Below are 12,847 nucleotides of genomic sequence, written 5' to 3'. Positions count from 1 at the left end.
TTACGGCTGTCAGGCCTTCCTGCCCCAGCTGCGCGCCAATAGCGAGGCGGCCATCGTCAATGTTTCGAGTATTTTCGGTTTAATTGGCACACCCAACCACAGTGACTACTGCGCCAGTAAATTCGCCGTGCGCGGCTATAGTGAAGCGCTGATGGCCGAACTCCTAGACAGCCATATTCAAGTGCATCTGGTACACCCCGGCGGCATCGACACCAATATTGCCCGCCAGCCCCGCAGCCGGGCATTCTCCCAGCACTTTCTCAGCACCAAACCCGAGGCGATCGCCGCCAAGCTGATCGACAGCATTGCCCGCAATCGCCCGCGATTGGTGTACGGCAATGGCTCGAGAAAAACCTGGCTGGGTGCCCGCTTTGTCCCCCTGCGCTGGCTAACTGCGCTCATCTGGCGCGAAATGCGCCCGGTCATTGATCTCAGCGACTACCCCAGCAAGCCCTAGCCTGCGCTAAAAGTCACGGCAAACAAAGACAATATAAGAGGAAGAAGATAGTGAACAAACTGTTTTGGGCATTGGCCCTGTTATTACTCATCTCAGGCGTCTGGGCCTACCAGAGTTACCCTGCCGTCGGTCATGTACTGTATCGCAGCAGTATGGCGGCTGAAGCGACACTCTACGGTTTTGAAAAACGCCGCGTTAATATCGGCGAACTCGATATGAGCCTGTATCGCGGCGGCAGCGACGACCGCCCCACCCTGCTGATGCTGCACGGTTACAGCGCCGACAAAAATGTCTGGCTGCGCTTCGCGCGACATTTCGTCGACGATTATCAGGTGATTATTCCCGACATGGCCGGCCACGGCGAAACCACCTACCAGGCGGGCGGGGATTACAGCATTAGCGCACAGTCCCAACGCCTCAAGGCACTGCTAGATACCCTGAAAATCGACCGCGTCCATATCATCGGCAACTCCATGGGCGGCTTTATCAGTGCCGATTTCTCCCTGCGCTACCCCGAGCGGGTATTGAGCACCGCCCTTGTCGACCCCGCCGGTGTGCGCTCGCCACAGCCCAGTGCCATGGAGCAGCTCCTGGCCAGTGGCCGCAACCCCTTCCTGCTGGATAGCGCCGAGCAGTTTCGAGAGTTCTACGCCATGACCATGGCCCGCCCACCGTGGATGCCCGCCGCGGTACTCGACGCCATGGCCGCCGACTACCGCGCGCGCCGCGACGCCCTGGCAGAAATTTTCAACGACTTCCACCGCACGCCAGCGCTGGATGCACGCCTGGGCGAGTTGCAGACTCCAACACTGCTGCTGTGGGGCAGCGAAGATCAATTAATTCACGTCAGCAGCGTAGAGACTTGGCAGCAGCTCGTGCCAGACATTGAAGTCACCGTCTGGGAAGGTATCGGCCATATGCCGATGTTGGAGATCCCTGCCGAGAGCGCCGCGCGCTACCAGCGTTTTTTACAGACAACAGAGGGCCAACAATGAAACAACTCACTGACAAAGTCGCCGCATTAACCGGCGCGGGCTCAGGTATTGGGCGAGCATTGGCCCTGGAGCTTGCCCAACAGGGTTGCCATCTCGCGCTGGCGGATATCGACGACAGCGGCTTGCAGGAAACCGTCGACCTGCTCGCCGGCAGCAACATCAAGGTCACCCAATGCCGATTGGACGTAGCCAAGCGCGACGCCGTATACGCCTGGGCCGAAGCCGTGCAGCGCGACCACGGCAGGGTAAATATCGTTATCAACAATGCCGGTGTCGCCCTCTCCGGTACCGTCGACGGCTTGAGCGTCGAAGATTACGAATGGATTATGGCCATTAATTTTTGGGGGACAATCTACGGCTGCAAGGCGTTTTTGCCCCTGCTCGAAGCCTCGGGTGAAGGCCACATTGTCAACATCTCCAGTGTCTTCGGCCTCACCGCACAGCCACTGATGAGCGGCTACAACGCCAGCAAGTATGCAGTGCGCGGCTTTACCGAATCGCTGCGCCAGGACCTCGAGCTGACCGGCGCCAAGGTCAGTGCCACCTGCGTGCATCCCGGCGGCATTAAAACCAATATCGCCAAGCGCTCGCGGGTCGACGCCAGCGTCGCCACTGCTACCGGCGGCGATCCGGGGGACGCTGTCAGCGAATTTGAAAAACTGTTCTTTAACACCCCGGAAAGCGCCGCCAAGGTCATTATCAATGGACTGCGTAAAAACCGCCGCCGCGTATTAATTGGCCCGGACGCCAGGGTGTTCGACTGGCTAGTGCGATGCTTTCCCAGCGGTTATCAGTGGCTGTTTACCCGCGTGGTCAAATCGCGCAGCAAAGCCGCCGCCAAGGCCTCGGCGGCAGCACGTTAATCGTCGACAAAGCAACGCGCTAGTGTTTCCTGCAAAAACGCCAGCAGCGCTGCCAGTCCTCGCGATTGCAGCACCCGGTCGTGGTAAAGCATAGACAGCTGCGGCCGGGTGGCTATCCGCCAGTCGGGCAGCAGCTGTTGCAAACGGCCGGCCCGCAGCGCAGCGTGGGCAAAGACCGCCGGCACTACCGTCGCCCCCATGCCGCGTTCAGCCATATCGAGGCACATATCCATATCGTTGACACTGAGATTGCCGCCCACAGTCACCACTTCCACACGCTCACCGGCCACAAACTGCCAACTGGCGGGCTGCTCAACCGTAGGAAAGCGCGTTAACAGGCAGTTGTGCTCAGCCAAATCGGCGGGCTGCTGCGGCGCCGAGCGGCACTGCAAATACCCCGGACTGGCCACCACCAGCAAGTCAAAATTACCCAGGCGCTGACAAACCATCGCACTGTCGGCCAGCTCGCCCAGCGTCAACACCACATCCACACCCTCGGCAAACGCCGGCAGGCCCGCCTGCTGCACAAACAGCTCCACCGCCAGCCCGGGGTGAGCCGCCAAAAACGCCGGCAAGGCCGGCTGCACCACTCGCCGCGCCAACACCGGCGGCAACACCAGGCGCAGTACACCTACCGGCTCGCGCTGCAAGGCCTGGGCGCGGCGCTCGACCCGCTCACAGACATCGCGCAATTGATCGGCGTCTTTCAATAAGGTCTGCCCGGCGTCAGTCAGCAACAGGCGGGGACTGCGGCTAAACAGCCGCAAGCCCAGCCGCGCCTCGAGCGCGGCAATATGCTTGCTAACATGGGAATTCGACACCCCCAAGCGCTCGGCCGCTGCAGCAAAACTACCCAGCCGCGCGGCGTTGGCAAAGATTAAATAATCCTGAGCATTCAGCATTGTTAAATTCCAAAAAGAACCGGTAGTCCCATAATACGCGCAATATCCGTCTAAAACCCGGGTCGAAGTTTCCATATGGAAACATAAAGATTCTATTTTGGCGCTTTCGCCGCCACGACTTAAGCCCTAGGCTAAGGGGCTAATTTACCGATACAAGAAGGACTGTGATATGGCAGGCTTGCACAAAGGCTGGCGACTCGCCGCGCTGCTGATAGTAATAGGCGCCGGCGCTGGCGGCCTGATCTGGCAACAAGTCGGCGGCGTGGCCGGGCTCATCAGCTCCCGCCAACAACAGAACGACGCACTGATTGCGGAGAAAATGGCACACAGCGTCGGTGTACTGGCCTACCTCTACGGCTACCCGCTGGTGGATATGGCGCGCCAGCAACACAACGACACCCATATCACCAGCGCCGATCAAAAAGTCTACGCGCCGCTCAACCGCTTCTACCTCTACCCTGAAATTGTCGGCCCCGACAACGATGGCGACTTACGCGCACCGAACAATGACACCCTGTATTTCAGCGCCTGGTACGACGTCAGTCGCGAGCCCGTCATTCTCCACACTCCGGACACCAGCGGCCGCTATTACACGGTTGCGGTGACCAACCGCTACGCCGAAGTTGAACATATTGGCCGCAGCACCACCGGCACCGAAGAGGGCTATTTCGCCCTCGTCAGCCCTGACTGGCAAGGCGAATTGCCCGCCGGCGTCAGGCGCGTGGTGAGCGAAACCCCCAGCGGCTGGCTGCTCGGCAGGCTACTGGTCGAGGGCGACGCCGACTTCGACGCCGCCATGGGCTTATTGCAACAGTTCTGGCTCAGCGAATTGAGTCAATTCCGCCGCGGCCAGCCCGCCGCCAGCCCGGCGCCGCAACACGCCCCGGCCATGGCAAATGAAGACTCCCTGGAATTTTTCGCGGTCATGAACCGCGAACTCAAGCGCTTGCCGCCGCGGGCCGGCGAGCGCGCGCTGCTCGCCCAATTCGACCAAATCGGCGTCGGTCCCAATAGTGATTTTTCCGAGGACAAATTGTCTGCCGCCCAGCGCCGCGGCCTGCTGAGCGCACTTGAAGACGGCCGCGCCATCGTCGAAGCCTCTACCCAGCGCACCATCCCCGACTACAACGGCTGGATGATCTCGAGTGAGATCGGCCGCTATGGTGCCAACTATATGCAGCGCGCGGCAGTCGTGCGCGGCGGCTACGGCAATCTTCCCGAGGAAAGTCTGTACCCCGCGCGGGTGTTCGACGACAACGGCCAGTTACTCAATGGCGGCAATCGCTACCGCCTCCACTTTGCCGCGGATCAAATGCCGCCGGTAGACGGCTTCTGGTCGCTGTCGCTGTACCGCCTCAGCGACCTCCAACTCGAAGAAAATGCCATCGCCCGCTACAGCATTGGCGATCGCACCCCCGGCCTGCACTACGGCGACGACGGTTCGCTGACTCTGCTGCTGCAGCACGACTCCCCCTCCGGCGACAGCAACTGGCTGCCCACCCCCGCCGGGCCATTCCTCGCGGTGATGCGACTCTATGAACCTCGCCAAGAGGTACTGAAAAATGACTACCTGCTACCCATCATCGAGCGTCTGGACTGATAGGCGCAGTGGCCGACACCTCGGCGGGCGCCCGGAAGGCGCCTGCCGCAGCTTGTCATGGCAGTTCCTGGCAATTAGACCAAACCGCCAACAGCACCTATGTTAATGCTTGGCACTAACAAGGAGGCTGTCGCGATGATTGACGAATTCAAAAAATTTATTATGAAGGGAAATATGGTCGATATGGCTGTGGGCATCATTATCGGCGCCGCCTTCGGCACCGTGGTGAAATCCCTGGTAAGCGATATCATTATGCCGCCGATTGGCATGCTGATGGGCGGCATCGATTTCTCTAGCCTGTTTATCGCCCTCGATGGCCAGGCCTATGCCTCACTGGCGGCGGCAACGGCGGCGGGCGCCGCAACCATTAACTACGGCGTATTTATCAACAATGTCATCACCCTGCTGATTGTCGGCTTTGCAGTTTTTCTGTTGGTAAAAGCCATCAATAAAATGCGGGAGAAAGAGCAAGCAGCACCGGCCACCGAGCCGGCAAAGCCCAGCGAAGACATACTGCTGCTGCGAGAAATTCGCGATGCCTTAACACGTGACAAATAACGCGACAACATCTCAAACCAGTGGCAAGAGCCGCCCAGCAGAGCTGGGCGGTTAGCACCTCAACGCTCGGGAGTAGCGCGAATGAGGAGCGACGACTCCTTCAAAAAGGACTAAAAAAACCAGCTGAGCGGCTCCGGGTGAGCCTGCTGGGAATCGAGCAATTTCAGGCCTTTAATACAGCGCACGATTATCCACACAAGACTGAATAACAGCATAAACCAGCCGATAATGACCAGCGACAGCACGCTGCCCACCACCAGGTAGAGCAAGCCAATCCAAAAAGTACGAATTTGAAACTGGTAATGGCTGCGCAGCCACTGCGGGCCTTCGTCTCGGTTAACGTAGGCAATCACCACGGCCACCAGCGCGGTCACGCCAAAGACAATGCTGACCAAATACAAAATATAGGCGACTTTCGCCATGTTCTCAGCGGGTACCGGCTGACTCGAGCTCTGCTCCATCACCCCACTCCTTTATTAATTAAATCCCTGTGCACACATCCGGGTACTAAACTCAGCGCTGTCCGCCCAGCGGCTCAATTTACAATTAAAAACCACGCCGTCAAGGTTCAGCGCGAATCAAGGCAGCAGTGTCAAACCCAGCCTCGGTGGCGCGCTCAACAAATGCCTGCCACACTTGCTGACTGACATGCGGCTCACGCGCTAACAGCCAAAGATAGTCGTGACCAGGGCCTGACACAAAGGCGTATTGATAATCGTCGCCCAGGCCAAAGACGACGTAGGAGGCATAGAACGGCCCAAAAAAGGACACCTTCAAATGCCCTCGCGTCGGCTCGGAGACAAAATAGGCACGCCCCTCGGCCTGCTGCCAGCGCCCTTTTTCGGCATTGAAACCACGGTTAATGACCGCAATACCGCCATCATCACGCAGCCGATATTCCGCACTGACCTGACTTAAACCACGCTCAAAGCGGTGATCCAATCGCGCCACTTCATACCATTTTCCCAAGTAACGCGACAGTTCGAAATTTTCCACCGGTGACACCGCCGCAGGATAGGATGTGTAGGCACTCAGCACCAAGGTGCACAGCAAGATACGGATATAGTCCAAGGTGCCCCCTGATAAGCGAGTCGACGTTGCCGGTATAGACCAAGCCTACACAAAAACGGGAGCCTCAGCCCCCGTTTCGTTTACCAGCGCCAACTCACCAATAAAAGCTGAGAAACAAGTAAAGCGCCAGAAAGGCTGACAGCCAACTCACCATAGTGCCAGTAGACAGGTTGCGCGACATCACCCCACCCGGACCATGGCTCTTGGCGAGTTTAGCCAGTACGACATCGAGCAACTTCATTGCGCCGCTGCGAAATCCGCGATCCAGCGCCGACACGAATGACTGCAGCCGGCGCAGTGCGGCGGGCAGCAGCCGGCGATAAAACCAGTCGAAGTCCAGGTTGGTTGAAGGAATCTCCGCTGGGTACCAGCCATTGCGCAACAATACACAAAACGCCAGCGCCGCAAACATCAGCAACTGCAACTGGGTAATCACGTGATAGCTGGTGTAGGGCGCGTAATCCACCGGGAACGGCAGTATCGCGTACAACGGATCGGGCCATATCCCGATGCCAATACACAACAATGCGGTAATCCCCATCGCCAGCAGCATATTCCACGGCGCCTCTTTCACGCGGTGACCGGCGTCGTGATAGAAGAAGGAAAAGAACGGCACCTTGATACCAGAGTGATCCAACACCCCGGCGGAGGCAAACAGCAACACCGTCCACACCAACCACTGGTGCTCAACCGCCGCGGCAGTGAGAATCATCGACTTGGTGACAAAGCCCGAGAACAGCGGAAAGGCGGAAATCGACATGGCGCCGATAATGCAGAATGCCGTGGTCCAGGGCATGGATTTATACAGCCCACCCAGCTCACTGGCTTTAACCGTGCCCACACGCAGCAGTACGGCGCCCATGGACATAAACAGCAGGGCTTTATACAGAATATGGGCAAAGGCGTGGGCCGCCGCGCCGTTTAGCGCCAGTTCTGTTCCCAAGCCAACACCCACCACCATAAAGCCCAGCTGGTTGTTCAGGCTGTAGGACAATACCCGGCGCAGGTCATTTTCTATAACGGCAAAGAAAATCGGGAAGGCGGTCATCAGCGCGCCGATGGTAATCAGTATCTCTTCACCGGCATAGCCCCGAGCCAGGGCGTAGACCGCCAATTTGGTGGTGAAGGCAGAGAGCACCACGGTTCCGGTGACGGTCGCTTCCGGGTAGGCGTCCTGCAGCCAGTTGTGCAGCAGTGGGAACGCACACTTGATACCAAAGGCCAAAAAGATCAACAGGCCACCGGGGCTATCCAGGCCCAGATGATTAAACGCCAGAGAACCGGTTGCCCGGTAGTGAATAATCGCGCCCGCCATCAACAGCAGACCGGAGATGACTTGGATGACCAAATAGCGCAGACCTACCGTATAGGCGCGCGCCGTGCGGCTGGCCCAAATCAGCAGCACCGAGGAAATGGCGGTCAGCTCCCAATACAGGAAAAGCGTCAGCAGGTCGCCGGCCAAAACCGCACCAATAGCCGCACCGGCGTAAATCAACGCCGCCGATTGCTGCATGCGATCTTTCACATGCCAGGCATAGAGTCCGGCCAGCATCGCCGCAATATGGAAGATCACCCCCCAGACAAAACTCAGACCATCAACGCGCAAGGTTGTCAGCGTAAAACCGTACAGCGACACCACACCGTGTTCGCCATCGGGCAGCTGCCAGAGCATTAACAGCCCCAGCGCGGGCGTGAGCACCGCCAGTGGGCCAAGCAGGCGCGCCGGCAGGCGAGTTGCCAGTAGGCCGGCCACCATCATGAGTAGCGCCGGATTCATTAACCAATCATTCGCCATAGTAATCCTCGCTACGTTTCAGCAGACGACGCAGCGCCTTGGCAGACAACACAATGGTGCAATACGCGAGAAAACCGAAACCGGCGTAAAAGCCAAACCAACCGTCAAAGCCAAAGTGCGGGTGTTTCTCGTAAAAAAATTCGGCGACGACCAACAGGGCGCAAATCCCCCACACCGCATAGACGATTTTGTTCACCGTGGCGGGCTGTTCCAGCCACGCTTTTTCATCGGCTGACTTCATGACAGGTTCATCCCCTCAAGGAATTGCTTAATGTGGCCTGCTGAAAAGAACAACACCAGGCAGCTCGCAGCAGTGACAGACAGCGCCAACAACGACGGCCAAGGGGCCTCGCCGCCCGGTTTTTCCACGCCGGCGGGTTGACGCAGGAAAGCGCGGGCGGGTAATTCCAACAAATAGACAATATTGAGCAAGGAGCTGAGCGCCAGTACGGCCAGTACGAATAAGTAGCCACTGTCCACCGAGCCAATCATCAGCGTCCATTTACTCCAGGTGCCCCCCGTCGGCGGCAGACCGATAATCGACAGCGCGGCCAGCGTGAAGGCGGCAAAGGTATAGGGCATTTTTCGCCCCAGACCATCGAGCTCACTCACCAAGGTCTTGTGCGCCGCGACATAAATCGCCCCCGCACAAAAGAACAGGGTGATTTTACCCGCCGCGTGCATGGCAATATGCAGGGCACTGCCCACCACCCCGGTCGCCGTTGCCAACAGCGCCCCCAGAGTGATGTAACCCAGCTGACTAATCGTCGAGTAAGCCAGTCGCGCCTTGATATTGTCCTGGCGCATGGCCACCAGAGAGGCCAGCAAAATAGAAGCGCAAGCGAGATAGATCAGCCACTCGGTGACCGGCAGTGCATGCGCCGTTTCCAAACCAAAAATAAACACGACGATTTTCAGCACGGTAAACACCCCGGCTTTCACCACCGCTACCGCGTGCAGCAGGGCCGACACCGGTGTTGGCGCCACCATCGCACTGGGCAGCCAGCGGTGGAAAGGCATCAACGCCGCCTTACCCACACCAAAGGCAAACAGCACCAGCAACAGCGACAGCAAGCCCACCGAGGTGTCATCGGGGAAGACGCCGCCGGGCGTAAAGCTCAGCGTACCGCTGACCATCCAGGTAATAATGATCGCCGGCAGGAACAGGGCGATGGAGGTGCTCAGCAGTATTCCCAAATACACCCGCCCGCCGTGGCGCGCCTTGTCGGTACCAGCATGGGTGACCAAGGGATAAGTACACAGCGACAGCACTTCATAAAATACAAACAGGGTGAACAGGTTTTCCGCCAATGCGACGCCCATCACCGCACTGATAGCCACCGCAAAACAGGCGTAAAAGCGCGTTTGATTTTTCTCTTTATGGCCGCGCATATAGCCAATCGCATAAACCACGGTGACAAACCACAGTGAACTGGCGATCATCGCAAACATCATCCCCAGCGACTCAATGCGAAAGGCGATGCTCAACCCCGGCAGCAGCTCCAGCCAGTGAGCGCTTAACACCACGCCGTCGCTGTGCTGCTGATATAAGCCGAACACCAGCCACGACAGTAGAGCAGCCGCCAATAATGACACCCCTTCGCGCAGGTTTTCATAGCGCCCCAACAGGACGATGCCGGGCACCGCCAACACAGGAATAAGAATCGCGAGGCTAATCAATGTTTCAGTTGTCATGGTCATGCGCCCACCCCCAATAGGGCAGCGGCGGCTTCAGCCGTTACCGATACCGGCAGGCGAGTATCAATACCAAAGTAAATATTGCCAGCCACCAACAGCCAGAGCATCAGTAGCATACCCAGCGGCGCCTCCTGCTTTACCGCCCCCGCTGGCGGCTCGCGGAAGTACATCACTTCCACCACCCGCCACACATACATCACCGCCAACAGCGAGCCCAACACCACCAGCAAGGCCACCGGCCACAGCTGCATTTCCAGCGCCGCCACCACCAAATACCACTTGCTGACAAAACCCACCGTCAACGGCACACCGATCAAACTCAAGCCGCCCACGACAAAGGCCATCGCGGTGATTGGCATGCGTCGCGCCAGACCCGCTAAGTCATCAATTTGCGTACTGCCGATGCGCAGCGCCATCGCCGCCAAGCTGACAAACAGGGCGCCTTTCATCAGCGCGTGGTTAAAGAGGTGCAGCAGCGTTGCCTGCAAGCCGGCGACACTGCCCATGCCCAGACCGATAATCATGTAACCGATCTGCGCCACACTCGAATAGGCGATCGCGCGCTTGATATTGCGCTGCATAATCGCCACCGCCGAGGCACTGAAGACCGCAAACAGTCCCAGCGCGACAAAAATATGGTGCAGGGGGATATCCATCGCGCCGAAGTCAGCACCAAACACGGTAAAACTGAAGCGAATAAGCAGGTACACCGCCACCTTGGTCGCGGTTGCCGCCAAAAACGCCGTCACCGCCGAGGGCGCGTAACTATAGGCATTGGGCAGCCACATATGCAGGGGGAACAGCGCCAACTTGAGACACACCCCGACAATGACAAAGGCATAGGCCGCAAACACCGTGCGGGTCTCGGCCACCGCCGGCAGACGCTCAGCGAGGTCTTGCATATTCAGCGTGCCGGTCATCATATACATCAGGCCGATGCCGATCAGAATAAAGGTCGCACCGATGGTGCCCACGACCAAGTACTGATAGCTCGCCCACAGCGCCCGGCGATCGCGCCCCAGTGAAATCAGCGTGTAGGTGGACAGTGACGACACTTCGAGGAAAACAAACACATTAAAGGCATCGCCGGTTGCCAAAATACCCAGCAGGCCGGCCAGGCACAGCAGCCACGACACATAAAACAGCGTTTGCTTACTGGTCTCAACCTCAGCCGCGACGCTCTGCCGCGACGCCGCCAGCACCAGGGTGCTCAGTGAGGACACGATCAGCAATAAAAAGCCATTGAGCAGATCAATGCGGTACTCGATACCCCAGGGCGCTTCCCAGCCGCCCAGTGTGTAACTGATGGCCCCCTGCAGCCAGACCTGCTGCAACAGCAGCATGCTGATCAGCATCGCCCCGGCGCTGACCACAAAACTAAAGGCCCAGGCGAGCGCCGGTCGGCCGAGAATCAAGCACGAGGGCGCAGCCAGCAGCGGCAGAATAACCTGTAAAATAGGCAGATGACTTAACACTGATTTTGTTCCTGAATTTCCTGCTCTTCCGCGCTGCCGTAGGCCTCGCGAATGCGAATGACCAGCGCCAAACCCAGTGCAGTGGTGGCAATACCCACCACGATCGCGGTGAGAATCAGCACATGGGGCAATGGGTTGGAATAGACCGTCACCGCATCATCGAGAATAGGAGCACTGCCGCCGCGCACTTTGCCGGCGCTGATATACAGAATAAAGACCGAGGTCTGAAAGATATTGAGACCGACGAGCTTTTTCACCAAATTGCCCTGGGCGATAACGATATAAAAACCGATCATCATCAGCACCATAACGACCCAGTAGTTGTAATGGGTCAACAGCATCTCACTCATTCGCTCTCCCTCCTGTCGATCAAACGGCCGGCAAAAGAGAAATAGATCAACACCATCACGGCCGCGACGGTAATACCCACGCCCAACTCGATAATAATGATGCCGATATGCTGGCCGTGCAGCGGGTCGCTGGCCAGCACACTGTAGTCGAGGAAATTGCCGCCATTGAGCATCGACACCAGCCCCACCGAGCCGTAAATCAGCACACCTAGCGCCGCCATGACCCTCACCACCGTCTGGTTAATCGCCTGGCGGGCCGCATCCAAGCCAAACAGCATGGCATAAACAATAATCGCCGCCGCAAAAATCACCCCGGCCTGAAAGCCGCCGCCCGGACCGTAGTCACCGTGAAACTGCACATACAGGGCAAATAATAAAATCGGCGCAACCAAGGCCTTGCTGACAATGCGCAGAATCTTGTGATGACTGGCTTTCAATAAATGTTCAGCAACCGGCTTGGCGCTGCTGCCCTCAGTCAACATCAGCAATGACAGCACGCCAATACCCGCAGTAAAAACCACGACCACCTCGCCAAAGGTGTCAAAGCCGCGATAGCTAGCCAGCACCGAGGTGACGATATTGGGGATACCAATCTCCTCGCCCGACTGTTGGATATAGCGCGGCGCCACATGCTGCTGCACCGGCGCATCGGCCGCGCCAAAGGCCGGCATATCCAGGGTGGCGACGATGAGCAATGCGCCCGTTATCACCACCAACAGCAGCGCCGACAACACCCGGCGGTGCGGCAGCTTTTCATAGCGCCCGACGATCGCAATGGTGGCAAACATCAGCAGCGGCGAAATCCCCGAACCCACCGCGGCCTCGGTAAAGGCCACATCGACCGCGTCCATGGTGACAAAAAAATTGGCCGATAACAGACCGTAAATGGATGACAGCATCACCACCGACAGCAAATCGCGACTGATCGCGATCCCTATCGCAGTGGCAATCAGCATACTGAGCAAACTGATATCAATAAGCAGTTCTATGACGTATTCCTCCTATACAGCTCGTTCACTCAGCGCCCATTCGACTTGTCGGTCAACGGCTGCAGCCCCGACTTCCAGGCCGCTTTGCCCAAGG

The 12,847-nt window shown here is 58.1% G+C and carries 14 protein-coding genes; 5 read left to right on the top strand and 9 right to left on the bottom strand.

Annotated features, from left to right (window positions below):
* The 3 genes from ABYM29_RS12235 to ABYM29_RS12225 all read left to right on the top strand — a co-directional run.
* Nucleotides 1-457 (top strand): SDR family NAD(P)-dependent oxidoreductase (locus ABYM29_RS12235; protein WP_372865052.1); only part of this gene is annotated, 457 nt, incomplete at its 5' end.
* 50 nt (nucleotides 458-507) lie between these two features.
* A complete protein-coding gene (locus tag ABYM29_RS12230; RefSeq protein WP_372865051.1) occupies nucleotides 508-1,452 on the top strand; it encodes an alpha/beta fold hydrolase in 945 nt (314 codons plus the stop codon).
* Complete coding sequence (locus tag ABYM29_RS12225) at nucleotides 1,449-2,315, top strand: SDR family NAD(P)-dependent oxidoreductase (protein ID WP_372865050.1); 867 nt, start codon at nucleotides 1,449-1,451, stop codon at nucleotides 2,313-2,315. The genes ABYM29_RS12230 and ABYM29_RS12225 overlap by 4 nt, the downstream gene beginning before the upstream one ends.
* On the opposite strand, the gene ABYM29_RS12220 is transcribed toward ABYM29_RS12225, so the two are convergent.
* On the bottom strand, nucleotides 2,312-3,217 hold the full coding sequence (locus ABYM29_RS12220) for a LysR family transcriptional regulator (RefSeq protein ID WP_372865049.1): 906 nt from the start codon (nucleotides 3,215-3,217) through the stop codon (nucleotides 2,312-2,314). The two genes, ABYM29_RS12225 and ABYM29_RS12220, sit on opposite strands and share 4 nt — an antisense overlap.
* A 169-nt stretch (nucleotides 3,218-3,386) precedes the next feature.
* Between ABYM29_RS12220 and ABYM29_RS12215 the strand changes: the two genes are divergently transcribed.
* Together ABYM29_RS12215 and mscL are read left to right on the top strand one after the other, a co-directional pair.
* Nucleotides 3,387-4,817, top strand: coding sequence for a DUF1254 domain-containing protein (locus ABYM29_RS12215; RefSeq protein ID WP_372865048.1), 1,431 nt, complete (start codon nucleotides 3,387-3,389; stop codon nucleotides 4,815-4,817).
* Nucleotides 4,818-4,952: 135 nt separating this feature from the next.
* On the top strand, nucleotides 4,953-5,375 hold the full coding sequence (gene mscL / locus ABYM29_RS12210; protein WP_372865047.1) for a large conductance mechanosensitive channel protein MscL: 423 nt from the start codon (nucleotides 4,953-4,955) through the stop codon (nucleotides 5,373-5,375).
* Between the two features lie 110 nt (nucleotides 5,376-5,485).
* Here mscL and ABYM29_RS12205 read toward each other — a convergent pair whose 3' ends face one another.
* The 8 genes from ABYM29_RS12205 to ABYM29_RS12170 form a co-directional block, all read right to left on the bottom strand.
* On the bottom strand, nucleotides 5,486-5,836 hold the full coding sequence (locus ABYM29_RS12205) for a DUF4870 family protein (RefSeq protein WP_372865046.1): 351 nt from the start codon (nucleotides 5,834-5,836) through the stop codon (nucleotides 5,486-5,488).
* 100 nt (nucleotides 5,837-5,936) lie between these two features.
* A complete protein-coding gene (locus ABYM29_RS12200) occupies nucleotides 5,937-6,446 on the bottom strand; it encodes a lipocalin family protein (protein WP_372865045.1) in 510 nt (169 codons plus the stop codon).
* 94 nt (nucleotides 6,447-6,540) lie between these two features.
* Nucleotides 6,541-8,241: a Na(+)/H(+) antiporter subunit D gene (locus tag ABYM29_RS12195; protein ID WP_372865044.1), complete on the bottom strand. Its 1,701-nt coding sequence runs from the start codon at nucleotides 8,239-8,241 to the stop codon at nucleotides 6,541-6,543.
* On the bottom strand, nucleotides 8,231-8,482 hold the full coding sequence (locus tag ABYM29_RS12190) for a hypothetical protein (protein WP_372865043.1): 252 nt from the start codon (nucleotides 8,480-8,482) through the stop codon (nucleotides 8,231-8,233). Before ABYM29_RS12190 ends, ABYM29_RS12195 begins: the two co-directional genes overlap by 11 nt.
* Nucleotides 8,479-9,942, bottom strand: a complete 1,464-nt coding sequence (locus ABYM29_RS12185; RefSeq protein ID WP_372865042.1) for a proton-conducting transporter membrane subunit — start codon at nucleotides 9,940-9,942, stop codon at nucleotides 8,479-8,481. Before ABYM29_RS12185 ends, ABYM29_RS12190 begins: the two co-directional genes overlap by 4 nt.
* Complete coding sequence (locus ABYM29_RS12180) at nucleotides 9,939-11,414, bottom strand: monovalent cation/H+ antiporter subunit D family protein (RefSeq protein WP_372865041.1); 1,476 nt, start codon at nucleotides 11,412-11,414, stop codon at nucleotides 9,939-9,941. The genes ABYM29_RS12185 and ABYM29_RS12180 overlap by 4 nt, the downstream gene beginning before the upstream one ends.
* Entirely contained in the window at nucleotides 11,408-11,764 is a 357-nt protein-coding gene (locus tag ABYM29_RS12175) for a cation:proton antiporter subunit C (RefSeq protein WP_372865040.1), read from the bottom strand. The genes ABYM29_RS12180 and ABYM29_RS12175 overlap by 7 nt, the downstream gene beginning before the upstream one ends.
* Nucleotides 11,761-12,735 carry a Na(+)/H(+) antiporter subunit B gene (locus ABYM29_RS12170; protein WP_372865053.1) on the bottom strand — a complete coding sequence of 325 codons (975 nt, stop codon included), beginning with the start codon at nucleotides 12,733-12,735 and terminating at the stop codon, nucleotides 11,761-11,763. The genes ABYM29_RS12175 and ABYM29_RS12170 overlap by 4 nt, the downstream gene beginning before the upstream one ends.
* Between the last annotated feature and the right edge of the window lie 112 nt (nucleotides 12,736-12,847).

The organism is Spongiibacter sp. (assembly GCF_041602295.1).
GTDB lineage: Bacteria > Pseudomonadota > Gammaproteobacteria > Pseudomonadales > Spongiibacteraceae > Spongiibacter.
Note: the sequence above shows the minus strand (reverse complement) of the source record. Positions and strands in the feature narration are given on the sequence as shown.

Coding starts and splice junctions, on each gene's coding strand:
- ABYM29_RS12190 (WP_372865043.1), bottom strand. CDS start 8,482: ATGAAGTCAGCCGATGAAAAAGCGTGGCTGGAACAGCCCGCCACGGTG.
- ABYM29_RS12195 (WP_372865044.1), bottom strand. CDS start 8,241: ATGGCGAATGATTGGTTAATGAATCCGGCGCTACTCATGATGGTGGCC.
- ABYM29_RS12175 (WP_372865040.1), bottom strand. CDS start 11,764: ATGAGTGAGATGCTGTTGACCCATTACAACTACTGGGTCGTTATGGTG.
- ABYM29_RS12225 (WP_372865050.1), top strand. CDS start 1,449: ATGAAACAACTCACTGACAAAGTCGCCGCATTAACCGGCGCGGGCTCA.
- ABYM29_RS12205 (WP_372865046.1), bottom strand. CDS start 5,836: ATGGAGCAGAGCTCGAGTCAGCCGGTACCCGCTGAGAACATGGCGAAA.
- ABYM29_RS12185 (WP_372865042.1), bottom strand. CDS start 9,942: ATGACCATGACAACTGAAACATTGATTAGCCTCGCGATTCTTATTCCT.
- ABYM29_RS12220 (WP_372865049.1), bottom strand. CDS start 3,217: ATGCTGAATGCTCAGGATTATTTAATCTTTGCCAACGCCGCGCGGCTG.
- mscL (WP_372865047.1), top strand. CDS start 4,953: ATGATTGACGAATTCAAAAAATTTATTATGAAGGGAAATATGGTCGAT.
- ABYM29_RS12215 (WP_372865048.1), top strand. CDS start 3,387: ATGGCAGGCTTGCACAAAGGCTGGCGACTCGCCGCGCTGCTGATAGTA.